This is a genomic window from Kitasatospora sp. NPDC004240 (genome assembly GCF_053603215.1).
The window spans coordinates 1-17,091 of record NZ_JBSGFD010000002.1 but is presented as its reverse complement, the minus strand read 5'-3'; the positions used below and the strand labels follow the sequence as shown (position 1 = coordinate 17,091).

Sequence of the window (17,091 nt, the reverse complement as noted above, 5' to 3'; positions counted from 1 at the left end):
CTGGCGCGGTGGCTGATGCTCCGTTTCCAGTCCCCGGCCCTACTCGGGCGCGGGGGCTCGCTGACAGCTCAGTCCGAGCGGTCCAGCCCGAGGGCGCTACCCACCGGGATCGCCCGCCACATCGCGCTGACCTGCGGAGGCGTTGCGATGAACGTGGTGATCCCGGCCAGCGCTGCGGCCCGTTCATGACCGATGGATCGAAGTCGAAGCCCACGCTGTTAGTCCAGGCCGTATCACCCGGCCCGGCCCGACTTCGCCTCGCCGGCCGACTCGGCTGCTATTTGGGGACCGTCATCGCATCGCGGATGCGGCGGGTACGCTCGGCCGCGTCGGCTTGGTCGAGCGTGGCCGGGGTCCCTTCGGCCCAGGCCGGGAAAGTCACGGACCCCGCGGTGTAGTGGTCGACCCAGAGGCATACGAACATGACGAGCATCGCCTCGGTCGAGACCCCACACTTGAGCCGGCCCTGCGGGTCGTGCGGGTCTCGCGCGTCGACATCGGCCAGCGGCACCGTCCAGCGGCTCCTCGGGGACTGCATCGCGGCGATCGCGGACGTCGCCACCGCGTCGGGATCGGTGATGGTGCCCCAGGCCCCGCCGATGGCCATGGTCCCTCCGGAGTCGGCCGTGTATGTGACCACCAGGCTGCCGTCAAAGCTCTCGTAGCCAGCCGGCTGCGGGCCCCCCGGGTGGGAGGCGCGGACGTTGGCGGGGCTCGCGGCCCGGAAACCGCCAGGAAGGGACTCCGGAGCGGTCAGCCGCAATGAGCCTGGCGCCGCGCCTGCGGACATACCGGCTACCGCCGGAGCGCCCTCGGAAGGCGGCGACCCGACTCCGCAGCCTGCCGAGGTTCCCACCAGCAGAACCGCAACCCCGACCACTGACACAGCCTTCATGACACGCACACCCACCCTAGCCTTCATGATCACATTGTAGGGGCCCGGTCCAGGGTGTTCGGTGGGGGAATCCTCCAACTGTCCGGCTCCGAACGGTGCGACACGGACTCGGTTCCAGGATCCCGTGGCGGCCGGAGCCGCCGGTACCGGGCCGCTGTCCCGAAGGTCCGCTCCACATGCCGGCGCATCGGCGGCGACTACGACGAACCGCCTGAACGGTCACGCTCAATGATCCACTGGGCCGTGGTCAACTCGATGAACACCCGGCCGACCGCCGCCGCGGACGGAGCCGGGCCGTACCTCTGCCCGAAACCGCCTGCGGCAGCCTGAACCGTGTCGAACGCGCCCTGAGCGGCCGGGATGCCCGGCGGGGACGGGGCGTCAGCCCCGGGGCAGTACCAGGGACTGCACCTGGGGCAGGCCGCGCCAGTCGCTGGAGACGATCGAGGCGTGCCGGCGGGCGAGGTCCTCGGTGCGCAGCCGGGCCTGGTCGGCGCCCGGTTCGGTGGCGCTGATGGCCGGGGCGACGTTGTGCGCGTCGGTCATGACGAGCAGGTAGTGCCGCTGGTCGTACCAGGCCGTGTCGACGCCGTTGACGTAGGCGGCGGCGTCGCCGTCGAACACCGCGAACCAGGGCCGGATCGACGCGTCGCCGTACTTGCCGCGCGGGTCGCCGGTCGCGGCGCCGTGGACGGCGGGGAACACCTGGGCCTGGCCCATCCGTCCCCCGGCGGCGAGGTCGCGCAGGTGGCGGCCGTACTCGACGTCGGTGTGCAGGGTGTCGAAGGGGTTCTGCTCCTCGAAGCTGCCGGGGATCACGTAGACCAGGACGCGTCCGGCGAGGGCGGCCCTGGTCGGCCAGTTCCCGGCGCGGGCGGCCTCGTCGAGGTTCGGGTGGGCACCGCCGCCGGGCTTGGCCAGCAGGTCGGCGGGGCGGAACACCCGGTCGCCGAGGCGGGCGGCGATCAGGGCGTCGAGCTGGGCCGGGCCCATGCCGCGGTTGGCCGCGAAGCCGCCCTTGAGCTCCAGCTTGATCACCAGTGGGCCGCTCTGCGGGTGGGCACCGAGCCAGACCCGGACGTCGTCGAGGCAGTGCTCCAGGTTCTTGTTGGTGCCGCCGGCGTAGAGCTGGGCGGGGGTGCTCGCCTCGGTGCAGTTGTTGGCGTTGCCGAGCGGGTTGGAGTGGCTGACCTTCCACTCCTTGGTGACGGTGTTGGTCCACGCGTCCAGCTCGATCATCCCGGTGCCGGTGTCGAGCGCGCGGGCCAGGTACGGGAAGGCGCCCGTCTCGTACGTGTTGTGCAGGCCCACCGTGGTGGCGGAGCCGAACGGCAGCTCACCCGGCCCGGCGGCGGCCACCTGCTGACCCGGCGTCAGGGCGACGGCCAGCGCCAGCAGTCCGGCGACGGTCGTGGGGCGTCGAAGCATGGTCTCTCCTCGTCGGGGTGCGGGCACGACAGGGGCCCGCGGAGGCAGGATCGACCACCCTGGCATCCTTCAGGTGACATGACAAGGAATTCCGCGCGGAATTGACGTGGCATCGGATGACGGACGACTCGCCCGCCCGGAGTGGCGGTCGTGAACCGGCGGGGCTCCCGGCCCGCCCGTCGTCCTCCGGGCGCGGGCGGGCCCGCCGGGGTTCACTCGCCGGCGATCGGGAACAGCAAGCAGCTGCTGGTCGCGTGGCCGAGCAGACGGTCCTTGCCGTCGAGCAGCTCCGCCTGGGCCAGCGCCGTGCGACGCCCGCTGTTGAGGACGGTGCCGACCGCACGGATCTCCCCGGTGCCGGCCGTGACCGGGCGTAGGAACTTCACCGTGAGGTCCAGCGAGGTGTAACCCATCCCCTCCGGCAGCATCGAGTGCACGGCGCACCCGGCCGCCGAGTCCAGCAGCGTCGCGTACACACCTCCGTGCACGCTGCCGATCGGGTTGTAGTGCTCCTCCCCGGGCACCAGCACGAACACCGCCCGCCCGCGCTCGACCTCCGCCAGCCGGAAACCCATCATGCGGCTGAGCGGCGGGGACGGGAGCCGCCCCTCGGCGATCCCCCGCAGCAGCTCCAGCCCGCTGCTCGTGCCGACCGCCTGCGCGGTGATGGCGGGATCGGCCCACTCGAACGTTCGCGACCTGTGCATGGGGATCCTCTCGACGACGGCCGGTGCGGTGGCTGCTCCCACTCAGTGGATCACAGCCGTATCGCGCGTCCGCCGCCGAGCGAGGCGCTCGGGCGCCGCGGTGCCACGGCCGGACGAACCGGTGCAGCGCGCCCCGAGGTGCCGCGGAGCCTTCTTCCGACCGGCCGTCAGGGCTTGGCTACGCCGCCACCGGTGGACGTCGCGGCGAGCGCCGCCGCCACGGCCTCCTCGGGGCTGCCGGCCGCGACAGGGCCGGCGTCGAGGCCCGGGCCGGGCACGGATCCGGGTGGAGGCGCGGATCCGGGTGGAGGTGCGGGCGCCGGGTGGTCGATCCGCCAGCCGCCGAGCGCGACCACGGGACGCCCGGAGCGCAGGGCAAGGGCGATCTCGCTGAGCGTTCCCCAGCTGCCGCCCACGGCGATCACGGCGTCCGCCGCGGCCACCACCAGGCCGTTGCGCAGCTGCGCCATCCCGGTGGGGAGCGCGACGCTCAGGTACGGGTTGCCGGCGGCGCGGTCGCTCCCCGGGAGCAGGCCGACCGCGACCCCGCCGCCCGCCCGGGCGCCCTTGGCCGCGGCGGCCATCACCCCGCCGAGTCCGCCGCAGACCACGACGGCGCCGCGTTCGGCGAGCAGCCGGCCGACCGCCTCGGCCGCCTCCCACTCCGCCGGCCCGGCGTCGCCCGGTCCGACGACGGCGACGTACGGGACGGCGGGGTGCCGAACGGCGACGCACGGGGCGGCGGGGGGAGGCTCGCCGCCGGGCGGCGTGGATGCGGTCACCGCGCCAGCGTACGGCCGGCCCTCAGCTCAGGCAGCCGACGTGCGCGAGGGCCCGCTTCAGCAGGGCTCCCTGCCCGCCCGGCATCTCCTGCTGCACCACCGCCGAGGCGGCCTCCTGCGGGCTGAACCAGACCAGGTCCAGCGCGTCCTGCCGTGGCCGGCAGTCACCGGCCACCGGGATGATGTAGGCGAGCGACACCGCGTGCTGGCGCGGGTCGTGGAACTCGGTGATGCCGAGGGTGGGGAAGTACTCGGCCACGGTGAACGGCTGGAGCGAGGCCGGGATCCGGGGCAGCGCCACCGGGCCGAGGTCCTTCTCCAGGTGCCTCAGCAACGCGTCCCGGATCCGCTCGTGGTGCAGCACCCGCCCGGAGACGAGGGTCCGGCTGACCGTCCCGTCCGGACCGATCCTCAGCAGCAGGCCGATCTGGGTGACCTCGCCCGCGTCGTCGACGCGCACCGGCACGGCCTCGACGTAGAGGATCGGCATCCGGGCCCGGGTGGTCTCAAGTTCCTCGGGGGCCAGCCAGCCCGGCGAGGTTTCCGTCGTGTCAGACATTGACCGATCGTACGTTCCGCGGCGCCCCCGTTGTCGGAGGCGGGTGCGATCATGCGGGACATGACACCCTGGAACCTCCTCACACTCGATCAGGCCCTGCGCACCAGCTGGGCCGAGGACACCTGTTCGCCCGACAACCAGGCCGACTGGCGGGCCGAGAACCCCGCCTGGGGGCACTGCGACATCACGTCCCTCATAGTCAACGACCTCTTCGGCGGCGAGCTGATGGTCGGCGAGGTCCACCTCGACGGCGAGCAGCACGGCTTCCACTGGTGGAACCGGCTGCCCAGCGGCGTCGAACTCGACCTGACCCACGAGCAGTTCCGGGACGGCCAGCAGGTCACCGAGGCCCAGGTCGTGGTGCGCCCGCCGGGTCCGCTGCCCCGCCGCTGGGAGGAGTACCTGCTGCTGCGCGAGCGCGTCACCGAGCACCTCGGCCGGCTTCCGGAGCCGGCCGCCTGACGGGCCGTCCGGCCTGGTCCGCGCCCCGGCCGCGCCGGCCGTCCGTGATGGGGTGGCTAGGGCTTGTCTGACAATTCGCGTCGGATCAGCGCGCGGCGTTGGGGTGCGTGCATCGCAAGGCGGAGGAGGGAGTCCATGCGGAGCATCGGCGACCGACGACAACGCGGCAAGGTGCGTGCCCCGGCGTCGCGCGCCCGGCGGGAATTGTCAGACAAGCCTTAGGGTGACCGCATGGACACCGCCGAGCCCGCACCCCGTACCGCCGAGCAGCGCAAGAGGGAGGTGCTGGAGCGGCTGGACCGGGAGACGGACGTCTGGGTGGCGTCCGCCGACGCGGAGGGGCTGCCGTACCTCGTGCCGCTCTGGTTCGTCTGGCACGAGGGGGCGGTCTGGCTGTCCACCCGCCTCACCAACCCGACGGGCCGCAACCTGGGCGAGGGCGGCCGTACCCGGCTCGCGTTCGGGGACACCTACGACGTGGTGCTGATGGACGGGACGGTGGAGACGTTCACCACCCCCGACGTGCCCGCCGCCGCGGTGGCGGCCATGACGGCCAAGTGGGGCTGGGACCCCCGCCGCGACGGGAGCGCCTACGGGTTCTTCCGGGTGCGCCCGCAGGCCGTCCAGGCCTGGCGCGGGGTGCGTGAACTCCCCGGGCGGCAGCTGATGCGCGACGGGGTGTGGGCGGTCCAGGAAGCGCCGAGGAGCACCCGCCGCCGCCCGAGTGCGGCCGTTCCGGTGACGGGCGGCGGGGCGGAGATGCGGGCGGCGGGTGGCCGGGGTCAAGCTGGGGCGAGGCTTATTAGGTAAGGCTTACCAATCGCCCCGCTTTCCGGAGGATGCGCATGTCCGGTCCGCAGATCGCCCTGCTGGGCGCCGTCGCGGGGTTCACCGTCTTCCTCGGTCTGCCCGTCGGACGGCTGCGCCGCCCCGCGCCACGGCTGCGGGCCGCGCTGAACGCCGTCGCGATCGGCATCCTGCTGTTCCTGTTCTGGGACGTCCTGGCCGAGGCCTGGGAACCCACCGACGCCGCCCTGGACGAACACCACTGGGCCACCGCCGCGACCGGCGGCACGGTCCTGGTCGCGACGCTGGCCGTCGGCCTGCTGGGCCTCGTCCGCTACGACCGCTGGACGGCCCACCGCCGTAGACCCGGGCCGGGCTCCCCCGGCCCCCGGGCCGCGGACCTCGCCCTGACCATCGCCGTCGGCATCGGCCTGCACAACCTCGCCGAGGGACTGGCCATCGGCAGCTCCGCCGCGCAGGGTGAGATCTCGCTCGCCCTGCTGCTGGTCATCGGCTTCGGCCTGCACAACGCCACCGAGGGCTTCGGCATCGTCGCACCCCTGGCCGCCGCCGGTGAACGCCCCTCCTGGGGCCGCCTCGCCGTCCTCGGCCTGATCGCCGGCGGCCCCACCTTCGTCGGCACGCTCATCGGGCAGCAGGTGGTCGACGACACCGTCACCATCGCCTTCCTGGGCCTGGCCGCCGGCTCGATCCTCTACGTGGTCATCGAGCTGCTCGCCGTCGCCCGGCGCACGGCCGGCAAGGAGCTGACCGCGTGGATGATCCTCTCCGGACTGCTGCTCGGCTTCGCCACCGACGCCGTCGTCATCGCCGCCGGAGTCTGAATCGGGGGCCGGAGCCCGAACCGGGGGCCGGAGTCCGAACCGGGGCCGAGAACCGCCGAACCCCAGGTCCACCGGCCTCGCGACCGGTCAGGGCAGGCGTGGGCCGGGGAGCGTGCCGGTGGGGCGGGCGGCGCGGGCGTGCGCCGGGACGAGCTGGCCGGTGGCGGCGAGGGCCAGCCGGGAGAAGAGGGTGCCCGAGAAGCCGAAGAGCAGGGCGATGGCCAGGGCGATCGGACGGTCGGGGGCGTCCCAGGAGTTGTGCAGGAAGACCTGGCCGAGGAGGTTGAGCTCCGGGTCGGCGAGCATCCGGACGAGCAGCAGGCCACCGGGCGCCGCGAGCGCGCCGCCCACCGGGGCGAGCACCAGGACGCCCCAGGAGGAGGGGCGTTGTGCGCGCAGCACGCCGACGATCGGGGAGAGGAAGCCTCCCAGGCCGCCGAGGAGCAGGGAGAGCCGGTGGTCGAGCACCAGGCCGATCAGCAGCAGCATGCCGAGCCCGGTGAGCGCCAACCAGAGGGCGATGCGCTGGAGTTCGTACTCGCGCTCGAACTCGTCGTCCTCCTGCCGGTACAGCTGCTCGGTGGCGGCGATCAGCCGCGCGCGCCGCTCCACCTCGGGCCGGACCAGGGCGTCGGGCCTGGCGGACCCGGCGGACCCGGCGGACTCTCCTGGCTCGTCGGCGAGTTCGGGCACCGGACGGGTGGCGGCGAGACGGGCACGCAACGCGTGGGTCCGTACGGTGATCTCCTCGGCGGGCTCCAGGCGTAGGAGTTGCGTCTCGGCGTCGTGCAACACCCGCCAGGCGGCCGCCAGTTTGGACAGCGGTATGGCCACGACCCAGTGCCGGGGCAGCAGTCGCCAGGCCACTTCGCCGTTGACCTCCAGCCGCTCCAGCCGCTCGGTGACCGCCCCCAGCGCGGCCGCGCGGGCGGGCGAGGTGTCCGGGTCCCCGGCCGGGGTGAGCGCGAGGACCGCGACCCGGGAGCGGCAGTCGTGGATGCGCGCCTGGAGGTGGCGGTAGCGGGGTGCGGCGATCAGGCCCCGGCTGGTCACGTAGACCACCACCAGGTAGCAGGCGATGGTCAGCACCAGCGCCCAACGACCGTCCCTCGCAACGTAGTCCCACATCCCGGGCCCCCTCCGACGCCGTTCGCCGTGGCCGTCGCCGCACGGCGGGGCCATCCTCCTACGGGACGGGGCCGTTGTCCCGGGTACCGGCCGCGGCGGCCCCGCCGACCGCCGCCGGGCCCGCGACGGGCATCACGGGTGGCGTGACACGGCCGGTGGAGGCGGACCTCCGGGTAGCACGGGGCGGGGCCGTTCGGCAGGGGTGAGGGCCGTCCCCGAAGGTGGGTGCCGGCGTAAGCCGTGACGTGCACCCGGGTGATCCGGTCGGCGCGATCACCTTCGAGATGCTGGAGGCACGGCCGGCCGGGGCCTGCCAGCCGGTGAGTTCGGTCTAGGTCCCCACCCACGTGCTGTCGGCGCCGGGCCGCGGCCAGCGTTGCCGATCATCGGCAGCAAGCGGTCGACCGGGATGTCGCTCTCGAAGGAGAGCTTGCCATCCATGTTGACCACCGCCTTGATCCGGGCGTCCCCGAGCATGGCCGGGATCGTGCTGAAGCCGCCGGCCGAGTGCCCGACGGGACGAGCCGGACGGACCAGCACGACAGACTGCCAGTGATGGTGATGGTGAAGGCGGGCCCGGTGCGGGTAGGGGGCAGCCGTGCGGCCGGTGGGGTGCCGGCTTCAGGGCGGGGGTGTCACGGTGGCGTCGGTGGTACTGGTGCACGGGATCTTCAACCATGTCCGCGGGGCCACGCCCGAGGAGGCGGCGCGGCGACGGGCGGCGGACGCATGGCCCAAGCTGGCCGAAGGCCTGGCCAGGGCCGGGGTGGCCATGGAGCCGCCGGAGCTGACGATGGCCTACTTCGCCGACCTGCTGCGGCCCGACCTGCCCGAACAGGTACAGGCCGCCGGGGACCAGCCCGACTTCGACCGGCTGACGCCCACAGCACGGGCGGACGCCGCCGATTGGCTGGCCACGGCCGGGGCCCCGGTGCCGACGGATCCGCAGAACGTGGGGCTGGCGCCATTGAGGCAGATGCTCGGCTGGCTGGCTGACGACCGCGGCTCACGCCTCACCCGGGCAGTGCGTGAGCAGACCGTACGGCGGGTGGAGCGCGCCGTCGTGGCCAACCTGCACGAGGTGGAGTCCTACTGCACCCGACCGGACCGGCGCCGACTGGTGCGCGAGCGAGTCGCGGAGGTGATCCGCCGGGAACGGCCCCGGGTCGTGGTGGCACACTCACTCGGCTCCTTCATCACGTACGAAACCCTGCACGCCTTCCCCGAGTTGGACGTGGAGCTCCTGGTGACGGCGGGCTCGCCGCTGCGGGTGCCGTCCCTGGCGAGGCGGCTGGAGCCTGCGCTGCGGGACGGGCGCGGAGCCCGACCGGCCGGGGTGCGGCGGTGGGTCAACCTCGCGGACGTCGGTGACGTGGTGGCCGTACCGCCGAAGCTGGCCGAGGTGTTCCCCGTGGATCAGGAGGAGACCTGGGACAACGGGTGGGGCTTCCACGGCCTCGGGGCCTATCTGGCCAACGGGCTGCTGGCGGCGTCCATCGCGCCGTACATTGTCTGACGCATGGTCAAACACGGTAAGGAGTAGACGTGGCCAGGGCCTTGGTCGTCGGGATCGGGGACTTCCCCGATCACCATACGAGTGAGGACGAGGGAGCGGACGGCGCCCCGTCGTTCAACGCGCTGTCGGCAGTCGCCTCGGCGGTCCGGGAGGTGGCATTCGCACTGGACAGGGCCGCCGACGGCAGCGCCGGCCCGCCCCTCCTGGAGTGCGGCAAGGAGGAGTTCACCCGGTGGTGGACAGCACTCTGCGAGGATGACGGCCGAGACGAGCCCGTCATCCTGCACTTCGCCGGCCATGGAGTCCAGTCCGGCCGCAGGCGCCTCTACCTGGTGACCGCCGGTGCCGACGGCAGCCGGTTGGCAAGCACCTGCGTCAGCTTCCAAACCCTCCTCGCGGCCGCCGAGGAGGGCACCCGGCCGGTACTGTTCCTGCTCGACATGTGCGGCGCGGGTCAGGCCGTCGTCCAACAGGAACTCGCCAACCTCGCCGCAGGCAGCCCGCAGAACGAGGAGCAGCGGGTGTGGATCATCGGCGCCTGCGGCCACGACGCCATCACCTACGGCGCCCGTTTCACCACCGCGACCGCCGAGGTCCTGCACCAACTGGCCGACGGCGACCTCGACATCTCGCCCTCCCTCGCGCACGTACCGGTCGGCACACTCGCCGCCGCCATCGACCGCCACCTCGCGCGAACCGACCGCGCCCTCGGCCGCCCTGGTCAGAGCGTCGTACACACCCGACCCGCCCACGGCCCGGAGGCGGCGAACGCGCCGGCCTTCTTCCGCAACCCCGCTCACACGGACGATCCCTGGGCCAGCCTGCTGACCGCCCTCAATCCCCGCCTGCGCGAGTTCGCGCTGGGCAGCGCGCCCGGTCTCGACCCCCTTCATTTCGCCACCCGCGCCGCGGGCAACCCGAACGCCATCGACGTCCACTTCTCGGGCCGACGGGACCAGCTGCGCCGCATCCGGGAATGGATCGAGAACGACCACACCGGGCTACTGGCCGTGACCGGCGGCCCAGGCAGCGGCAAGTCTGCCCTGCTTGGCGTCACCGCCTGCCTGACCCACCCGGAGCTCGCGCACTTCGGCGAACTCGTCGCCAACGAGGTGGAGGGCTTCGATCCACGGCCAGCTGGCGCCGTTCTGGCCGTGCATGCCCGTCAACTGACCGTGCGCCAGGTCACCGACTCACTGCGCCAGCAACTCCGGGCCGTACGTCCGAGCGCGGAGGAGGGTGCTGCGGACAACGCGGCCGAGGAGGACACCGACCCGGCCGGACTCGTACGAGAGCTTCGTCGGGCCGGCCAGGTACTAGTGATCCTTGACGCGTTGGACGAGGCCACGGACCCATGGGCCGTCTGCAAGCAACTGCTTCTGCCGTTGCTACAGGAGGACGCCGACGGAGCCACGTACGGCTGCCGCGTCCTGCTCGGTACCCGGCCCTGGTGGGACACACTCGCCCCACTGAAGCGCTACCTGGACGAGCGCCCCGGCGCGGTGCTGGACCTCGACCCGGCCACCGATGAGGACCGCGACGCCCTCGCCGGGGACCTCGCCGCATACCTGCGACGGCTGCTCCCCCGGCGCTTCCCGCAGAAGGACATCGACCGGATCGCCCAACGGCTCGCCTCGTACAGTGACAGCGGCGCCTTCCTGGTCGCCGCGCTGTACGCCGACCACCTCCGCACGACCGCCCCTGAGGCGGTCGCGGACCCTCCGTGCAGCATCACCCAGGTCTTCGACCTCCACATCCGCACCCTGGCCGCCAACGATCCCTGGATCGAGCCGGTCCTGACCGTCCTCGGCCAGGCCCAGGGCAACGGCCTGCCACTCGACCTGGTGCACGCCGCCGCCCTCGCCCACCGGCCGGCCGGGCCCGACCGGCCCGTCCCGCAACTCGCCGACACCCGCCGCGTGCTGGCCAAGGCCGCCTTCTATCTCCGCACCACGCCCGACACCGATCATTCCCTCCTGTACCGCTACTTCCACCAGGCGCTCGCGGACCGTACTGGGCCGGACGCCGACGCGGCGGTCCTCCACGAAACACTGATCGGCGCGGTCGACCGGGGGGACTGGGCTCACGCCCGCCCTTACCTGCTTCGCCACGCCGCCGCGCACGCGGTGGCCGCCGGCGGGCAGGCCATTGACCGACTCCTCGAACAACCCGGCTTCCTGGTCCACGCCGAACCCGACTCGCTCGCCGCCCACCTCCACCACGCGACGACCGAGACGGCCGCACAGCACGCACGCATCCACCGCACCAGCATCAGCCATCATCCGCAGCGTTCGCTCGTCGCTATCCGGCGCGACCTGCTCGCCCTCGACGCGGCAACCTGGCAACAGTACGAACTGGCCCGTGTCATCGCAGTCACACCCCTGGACGGCGCGCCGTCCTTCGCCAGCCCGGTCGCGTCCACCGGCCACCGAGCCGACCCGACCCGCTTGCACACCCTCGCAGGCCATCAGGAGCAAGTGGTCACGATCGCCACCTTGGTTTCGGCTGACCGTGGCCCGATCGCAGTCACGGGAGACAACGGGGGTACGGTGATGATCTGGGATCTCACCAGCGGCCGACGGCTACACACCCTGACCGATCACACTCGTCGTGTTGATCAGATCGCCACCAATTACCTGTCCGACGGCACACCGGTCGCCGTCACGGGGAGCTGGGACGGAACGGCGATGGTCTGGAACCTCGCAACCGGCCGGAAACTCCGCACATTGGCCGACCGTGGCGCCCCGTTGGGAGCCATCACCGTCATACGCTCCGACGACACACTGCTGGCGATCGTGGCCGCCGGCATCCTCCTGACGGTCTGGGACCTTGAATCGGGAGAACAGCTTCGCACTCTCATCGGGCACACCTCCCCTGTCAAAACCATCACATCCGCGCGCCTGGCAGACGGCACTGCCGTCGTCGTCACTATCGACAACCGGGCAGTCATCACCTGGAACCCTGCCACCGGCCAGCGACTTCAGCAGCGCGCTGGCACCCTGATGACGCTAAGAGCCCCCTCCGGACTCCTTCCCGACGGCACCCCTTTCACCTTCCTCCGCGCATACGAGCAGCCCGCTGGAACGGAGGAACGGCGCTACGCCACCGTCGTCTGGAACCCAGTGACCGGTAAGCGGATACGCACCCTCGTCGGCCACAGTTCCGTCGCGCGGGTTGCTGGCCATAGCCACCTCAGCGACCGTACGCCCATCCTGGTCACCATCAGCCTCGACAACACCGCCATCGTCTGGAATCTCGCCACAGGAGAGCAGCTCCACACCCTCCATGGGTACGACGGACAGCCCAGGGATATCGCCACCATCGCACGCTCTGACGGAAGCCCACTCGGGGTGATCTCCAATGGCCGCGTGGTCACCGTATGGGCCCTGGCCACGGGCGCAGAGCTCCGCCTCCTCGACGGGCGGACCCGCCACCTGACCGCGCTCGCCACCGCCTCGTTGTCCGACAGTAGGCCCCTCGCCCTGACCGCGAACCATGACGGGAACGTCATCGTCTGGGACCTCCAGGCCATCTTGGAAGCCCACCAAACCAGGGCTGTCGGCGAGGGAGCCATCCCGGTCCCCGGCACACCCTTCGCCGTCGCAGTCCACGGCAACGCCGTCGACGTCTTGGAGCACCCCGGCGGCCAGACACGTCACACCTTCACCGGGCACCGCCCACCAATGGCCGACTGCGCCGTTCACGGGGACGCCGCTCCTCGCAGGATCGACTTCGAGCGGGGGCAGATCCTCAGTATCGCCACCACCGCCCTCCCCGACGGCACACCCATCGCGGTCACCACCGACGACGGCAAAGGACTGATCTGGGAGCTCGCCACCGGCCGCACCCTGCGCACCCTGACCACCCCGTCGGTCGTCCCGCGGGGACCGGTCGCCGCCCTGCGAATGCCTGATGGGACACCCTGGGCGATCATCGGTTGCCGTGAGACAAAGTCCCGGGAACACAAACTCCCGCCTGACCGGAACATGGCCGCCACCTGGAACCTCGCGACCGGGGAGCAGCATGACATCCATTGGCACGTAAGCGGTGTCGAGGACACCGCGACACTGTTGCTGCCCGACGGCACGCCGCTCGCCCTGACCGCTGGCTACGACGGCGAGGTCCGTGTCTGGCACATGACCGAAGGGCGGGGGCTGCTCACCTTCACGGGTCACCACGGCCCGGTGAACGCCGTTGACACCGTCGTGCTCCCCGACGGAACCCCCGCAGCCCTGTCCACCGGTGCTGACCGGCGTCTGCTGATCTGGGACCTGCGGAGCGGCGAGACGATCGGGCGGATGGAGCTCCCCGAGGTGGGCGAGAAGGTGCGGGTCACCGAGGACGGGTTCATGTTGCGGTACGGAGCCGAGAGCGTGCGCTTCGTCTGGAACGCGGGCTTCTTCGCGGCTGGCCGGCCGGTGGGTCAGGGCCCGAGGTAGACCGTACGGCCGGTGCGGCGGGCGTCCGTGGCCGCGCGCAGGATGCGGACCCGGCGGCCGTCGGCGACGGTGGCCCAGTCGTCCACGGTCCGCAGGGCGAAGGCCGTGTGCTCGGCCGGGTCCAGGGTGATCCGGCCGATCTCCTCGCCGGTCAGCACGCCGCCGTCGAAGAACGCGCCGACCCGCCACGGCCAGGGCGGCCGGGGGCCGAGGAAGGTGAGCACCAGCAGCCGGGACTCGGTCCGCCGTACGCAGTCGGGCAGGAAGCCGAGCTCCTCGACGGTCTCGCGGCAGGCGCAGCCGAGGAGGTCCTCGCCGGGCTCCAGGAGGCCGCCGGGCAGCTCGTGCACGCGGGGGTCGAAGACGGAGCGCAGGGCCAGCACCCGGTCGTCGGCGTCGGTGAGGAGCAGGCCGGCGTAGGCGATGCCGTGCGGCAGGGTGGGGACGAACTCCTCCGGCGGGAGCCAGCCGCCGCGGGTCTGGTCGGCCATGTCCCGACCGTACCGCCGGGCCGTGCCGTCGGCCCGCGCGCGGCCTCGGGGGCACACGCACCGTCCGGGAGGTGACAGGTCGGGAGGCGGTGTGCGACGCTGCACCCCGCGCGTGATCATCCGCGCCGCGCAGGGACCGGGGGGTGGCCGCATGAACGACCCAGCGCCGAGGGGCGGGGCCGCCCGCGGCACCCGCGCGCGCGACGCGTACGGGCGGCTGCCGGGCCTCCTGCTGGTGGGCGGCGGGCTGCTGCTCGCCGCGGCGACGCTGCGCCCGGACGGCGGGCTGCTGGGGACCCCCACCGTGGGGCCACTGGGCGGGGTCGGGTTCGTGGTGCTGTTCGTACTCGGCTGGCTGCTGCTGGTCGGCCGGTTCACCGTGCGCTACCGCGAGGAGGTCCGCCACCTCGCCGGGCCGACGCCGTGGGCCGAGCAGCTGCGGTCGGCCGCCGTGCTGCTGCTGGGCGGGACGGCCGTGGTGGTGCCGGTGCTGCTGGTGGTCCTGCACAAGCGGGCCTCGCCCGAGTCGGACGGCGTCACCGAGGTGCCCGAACTGCGGCCGACGCCCATCGAGCCGTCGCCCCCGCCCCTGCCGAAGCTGCCGGATCCGCCGGACGGCACAGGACTGCTCGGGTACGTCGTCGCGGGGGTGGTCGGCGCGCTGGCCGTGGCGCTGGTGGCCGCGTTCGTGTGGGCCCTGCTCCATGCCTGGCGGCCCCGCCGGCTCGGCCGGCGGCCCGCGACCGTCCTGCCGGCGGCCCCGCCGCGGCCCGAGGACGTCCTCGCCGAGGCCGTGGCCACCGGCCTGCGCGCGCTGGCCGGTGGGGACGCCCGGGCGGCCGTGATCGCCTGCTACGCGGCGATGGAGAACTCGCTGGCGGTCTCCGGGATGGCCCGCCGGGCCTGGGACAGCCCGACCGAGCTGCTCGAACGGGCGGTCGCCGAGGATCTGGTCGAGCCCGTCCACGCCGGGGAGCTCACCGCGCTGTTCCGGGAGGCGCGGTACTCCTCGCACCCGATGGACGACGGCCACGTCCGTCGCGCCCGTGCCGCCCTCGACGCCATCGCGGCCCACCTGGCGCGCCGGGTGGCCACCGCGGACGACCCGGCCACCTCGCAGGGCCCGGCCGGCCCGCAGGCCCCGACGGGAGCGGGACGATGAACACCGATCCGAACACCGCCACGAACAGCGACGCGAACGCCGACCGGAACCCGGACCACGACACCGACGAGGACGCCACCCCGGCGATCGCACCGGGCTCCGTCCGTCACAGCCTGATCGAGCTCGGCGTGGTGGCAGTGCTGGCGGTGATCGTGTTCGGCCTGGTCGGCGGCCTGCCCGCGGCCGGCGCCGGAGCCGTCCTGGTGACCGCCGCCGCCCTGCTCACCGGCCGGTACGTCGCGGGCGCGGGCTACGCGGACGGGGGCCTGCGCCGGCGGGCCCGGGTGATGGAGGCGCACGAACCCGGGCTGGGCGACTGGCGCTGGACCGTCCGCCAGGGGCTCGACCCGAACGGCGACGGCACCCCGCTGCGCACCCGGCTCCAACGCCTGTACGCGGCCCGGCTGTCCGAGGCCCACGCGCTCTCGCTGCCCGCCGACCGCGACCGGGCCGCCGCGCTGGTCGGACCCGCGCTGTGGCCCTGGGTCGACCCGGACGCCCCGGCGCCGGCCGACACCGTGCCCGCCCCGGTCCTGCTCGCCCTGGTCGACCGCCTGGAGACCCTGTAGCACCCGCGCAGCCGCGCCACGCCCGTACGCCCGACCCGCCGACACCGGTCCTCCCGGGCCGTCCGACACCTTACGGAGAGCCATGACCGCCGTCCCCCGGACCCCAGCCGACCCCACCCCCTCGGCCGAGGAGGTCCCCGACCTGACACCGCAGGAGGCCGGCAAGCGCGCCCGGGCCGTGGTGGAGGAGATCGAGCGGGCCGTGGTGGGCAAGCCCGAGGCGCTCCGGCTGGTGATGCTCGGCGTGCTGGCGGGCGGCCACACGCTGATCGAGGACCTGCCCGGGCTCGGCAAGACGCTGCTGGCGCGTTCCTTCGCCACCACCCTGGGCCTGGACTTCCGCCGGATCCAGTTCACACCCGACCTGCTGCCCTCGGACGTCACCGGCGCGCCGTTCTACGACCGTGCCAGCGGGGAGATGGTGTTCCGGCCTGGCCCGCTGTTCACCCAGCTGCTGCTGGCCGACGAGATCAACCGCACCCCGCCGAAGACCCAGGCCGCGCTGCTGGAGGCGATGGCCGAGGGGCAGGTCTCCGTGGACGGGGCCACCCGCCGGCTGCCGCAGCCGTTCGTGGTGATCGCCACCGCCAACCCGATCGAGTACGAGGGCACCTACAGCCTGCCGGAGGCCCAGCTCGACCGGTTCCTGCTGCGGGTGCGGATGGGCTACCTGTCCACCGCGCTGGAGGCCTCGATGCTCCGGTCCCGGCTGGACCGCTCCGCCCCCGAGGCCGTGCTGGAGACCGTCGGCAGCCCGGCCGAACTGCTCGCCATGCGGGCCGCGGTGGAGCGGGTCGAGGTGGACGACGACCTGGTCGACTACGTGATCGCGCTGGTCGACGCGACCCGCAACGACCAGCAGATCCAGGTCGGCGCCTCGCCCCGCGGCGGCCTCGCCCTGATCCAGCTGGCCCGCGCCCGGGCGATGGTCGAGGGCCGCGACTACCTGACGCCCGAGGACGTCAAGGCGCTGGCCGTACCCGCCCTCGCCCACCGCATCACGCTCAAGCCGGAGCTGTGGGTCCGCCAGATCGAGGCGGACGACGTGGTGACGCGGCTGGTCGCCTCGGTGCCGGCGCCGCAGACCCTGCCGCGCGCGGCGGGGCAGCCGTCCGTCGGCGGTGTCCGATGAGCCCCGCGCCACCAGCCGGGGGCGCGGGAGGGGGCGGGGTCGCGGACGGTGGCGGGCAGCGGGCCCGCCGGCTCGCCGCGCAGAGCGCCGGCGGCGGGCGGCCGGTGCGGCGGCTCGCCGTCCCGGCCGCCCCGCGCGAGGCGTCACCGGCCGCGCGCGCCGCCACCGGCCCGGGCGAACGCGCCACCGG

The 17,091-nt window shown here is 73.3% G+C and carries 14 protein-coding genes and 2 pseudogenes; 9 read left to right on the top strand and 7 right to left on the bottom strand.

Annotated elements, in window-relative coordinates; genetic code table 11:
* Positions 1-277: 277 nt before the first annotated feature.
* From ACWEQL_RS00715 to ACWEQL_RS00695, 5 genes are all read right to left on the bottom strand, one after another.
* Positions 278-607: a hypothetical protein gene (locus tag ACWEQL_RS00715; RefSeq protein WP_452147937.1), complete on the bottom strand. Its 330-nt coding sequence runs from the start codon at positions 605-607 to the stop codon at positions 278-280.
* A gap of 669 nt (positions 608-1,276) precedes the next feature.
* A complete protein-coding gene (locus tag ACWEQL_RS00710; protein WP_452147936.1) occupies positions 1,277-2,323 on the bottom strand; it encodes a phosphatidylinositol-specific phospholipase C domain-containing protein in 1,047 nt (348 codons plus the stop codon).
* A 212-nt stretch (positions 2,324-2,535) separates the two neighbouring features.
* Positions 2,536-3,030, bottom strand: coding sequence for a PaaI family thioesterase (locus tag ACWEQL_RS00705; protein WP_452147935.1), 495 nt, complete (start codon positions 3,028-3,030; stop codon positions 2,536-2,538).
* 167 nt (positions 3,031-3,197) lie between these two features.
* A complete protein-coding gene (locus tag ACWEQL_RS00700) occupies positions 3,198-3,812 on the bottom strand; it encodes a TIGR00725 family protein (RefSeq protein ID WP_452147934.1) in 615 nt (204 codons plus the stop codon).
* Between the two features lie 22 nt (positions 3,813-3,834).
* A complete protein-coding gene (locus ACWEQL_RS00695) occupies positions 3,835-4,371 on the bottom strand; it encodes an NUDIX hydrolase family protein (RefSeq protein WP_452147933.1) in 537 nt (178 codons plus the stop codon).
* A gap of 60 nt (positions 4,372-4,431) precedes the next feature.
* Here ACWEQL_RS00695 and ACWEQL_RS00690 point away from each other — a divergent pair, with 60 nt between their 5' ends.
* The 3 genes and pseudogenes from ACWEQL_RS00690 (at position 4,432) to ACWEQL_RS00680 (ending at position 6,464) form a co-directional block, all read left to right on the top strand.
* Positions 4,432-4,833: a YunG family protein gene (locus ACWEQL_RS00690; RefSeq protein WP_452147932.1), complete on the top strand. Its 402-nt coding sequence runs from the start codon at positions 4,432-4,434 to the stop codon at positions 4,831-4,833.
* A 231-nt stretch (positions 4,834-5,064) separates the two neighbouring features.
* Positions 5,065-5,523 (top strand): annotated as a pseudogene (locus ACWEQL_RS00685) (pyridoxamine 5'-phosphate oxidase family protein); the annotation flags it as partial.
* A gap of 155 nt (positions 5,524-5,678) precedes the next feature.
* Complete coding sequence (locus ACWEQL_RS00680; protein ID WP_452147931.1) at positions 5,679-6,464, top strand: ZIP family metal transporter; 786 nt, start codon at positions 5,679-5,681, stop codon at positions 6,462-6,464.
* A gap of 87 nt (positions 6,465-6,551) precedes the next feature.
* Here the strand turns inward: ACWEQL_RS00680 and ACWEQL_RS00675 are convergent, their stop codons facing one another.
* The gene (locus ACWEQL_RS00675) at positions 6,552-7,592 is read right to left on the bottom strand and encodes a hypothetical protein (RefSeq protein WP_452147930.1); all 1,041 of its coding nucleotides are present in this window, start codon (positions 7,590-7,592) and stop codon (positions 6,552-6,554) included.
* Positions 7,593-8,232: 640 nt separating this feature from the next.
* Between ACWEQL_RS00675 and ACWEQL_RS00670 the strand changes: the two genes are divergently transcribed.
* Both ACWEQL_RS00670 and ACWEQL_RS00665 read left to right on the top strand, forming a co-directional pair.
* Positions 8,233-9,108, top strand: a complete 876-nt coding sequence (locus tag ACWEQL_RS00670) for a hypothetical protein (RefSeq protein WP_452147929.1) — start codon at positions 8,233-8,235, stop codon at positions 9,106-9,108.
* Positions 9,109-9,137: 29 nt separating this feature from the next.
* On the top strand, positions 9,138-13,547 hold the full coding sequence (locus tag ACWEQL_RS00665) for a hypothetical protein (RefSeq protein WP_452147928.1): 4,410 nt from the start codon (positions 9,138-9,140) through the stop codon (positions 13,545-13,547).
* On the opposite strand, the gene ACWEQL_RS00660 is transcribed toward ACWEQL_RS00665, so the two are convergent.
* Positions 13,532-14,038 (bottom strand): NUDIX domain-containing protein, encoded by a 507-nt coding sequence (locus ACWEQL_RS00660; RefSeq protein ID WP_452147927.1) that lies wholly within the window; start codon positions 14,036-14,038, stop codon positions 13,532-13,534. The genes ACWEQL_RS00665 and ACWEQL_RS00660 overlap by 16 nt on opposite strands.
* A gap of 151 nt (positions 14,039-14,189) precedes the next feature.
* On the opposite strand from ACWEQL_RS00660, the gene ACWEQL_RS00655 reads away from it, so the two are divergent.
* From ACWEQL_RS00655 to ACWEQL_RS00640, 4 genes and pseudogenes are all read left to right on the top strand, one after another.
* Positions 14,190-15,200, top strand: a complete 1,011-nt coding sequence (locus tag ACWEQL_RS00655; RefSeq protein ID WP_452147926.1) for a DUF4129 domain-containing protein — start codon at positions 14,190-14,192, stop codon at positions 15,198-15,200.
* Positions 15,197-15,769: a hypothetical protein gene (locus ACWEQL_RS00650; RefSeq protein ID WP_452147925.1), complete on the top strand. Its 573-nt coding sequence runs from the start codon at positions 15,197-15,199 to the stop codon at positions 15,767-15,769. The genes ACWEQL_RS00655 and ACWEQL_RS00650 overlap by 4 nt, the downstream gene beginning before the upstream one ends.
* 82 nt (positions 15,770-15,851) lie before the next feature.
* Entirely contained in the window at positions 15,852-16,901 is a 1,050-nt protein-coding gene (locus tag ACWEQL_RS00645; protein WP_452147924.1) for an AAA family ATPase, read from the top strand.
* Positions 16,898-17,091, top strand: a pseudogene (locus ACWEQL_RS00640) (hypothetical protein); the annotation flags it as partial. The gene ACWEQL_RS00645 and the pseudogene ACWEQL_RS00640, both read left to right, overlap by 4 nt.

What these genes read in the sequence shown, in the direction of transcription:
- ACWEQL_RS00710 (WP_452147936.1), bottom strand. Translation starts at nt 2,323, where the DNA reads ATGCTTCGACGCCCCACGACCGTCGCCGGACTGCTGGCGCTGGCCGTC.
- ACWEQL_RS00695 (WP_452147933.1), bottom strand. Translation starts at nt 4,371, where the DNA reads ATGTCTGACACGACGGAAACCTCGCCGGGCTGGCTGGCCCCCGAGGAA.
- ACWEQL_RS00690 (WP_452147932.1), top strand. Translation starts at nt 4,432, where the DNA reads ATGACACCCTGGAACCTCCTCACACTCGATCAGGCCCTGCGCACCAGC.
- ACWEQL_RS00705 (WP_452147935.1), bottom strand. Translation starts at nt 3,030, where the DNA reads ATGCACAGGTCGCGAACGTTCGAGTGGGCCGATCCCGCCATCACCGCG.
- ACWEQL_RS00650 (WP_452147925.1), top strand. Translation starts at nt 15,197, where the DNA reads ATGAACACCGATCCGAACACCGCCACGAACAGCGACGCGAACGCCGAC.
- ACWEQL_RS00680 (WP_452147931.1), top strand. Translation starts at nt 5,679, where the DNA reads ATGTCCGGTCCGCAGATCGCCCTGCTGGGCGCCGTCGCGGGGTTCACC.
- ACWEQL_RS00675 (WP_452147930.1), bottom strand. Translation starts at nt 7,592, where the DNA reads ATGTGGGACTACGTTGCGAGGGACGGTCGTTGGGCGCTGGTGCTGACC.
- ACWEQL_RS00715 (WP_452147937.1), bottom strand. Translation starts at nt 607, where the DNA reads ATGGCCATCGGCGGGGCCTGGGGCACCATCACCGATCCCGACGCGGTG.
- ACWEQL_RS00660 (WP_452147927.1), bottom strand. Translation starts at nt 14,038, where the DNA reads ATGGCCGACCAGACCCGCGGCGGCTGGCTCCCGCCGGAGGAGTTCGTC.
- ACWEQL_RS00645 (WP_452147924.1), top strand. Translation starts at nt 15,852, where the DNA reads ATGACCGCCGTCCCCCGGACCCCAGCCGACCCCACCCCCTCGGCCGAG.
- ACWEQL_RS00655 (WP_452147926.1), top strand. Translation starts at nt 14,190, where the DNA reads ATGAACGACCCAGCGCCGAGGGGCGGGGCCGCCCGCGGCACCCGCGCG.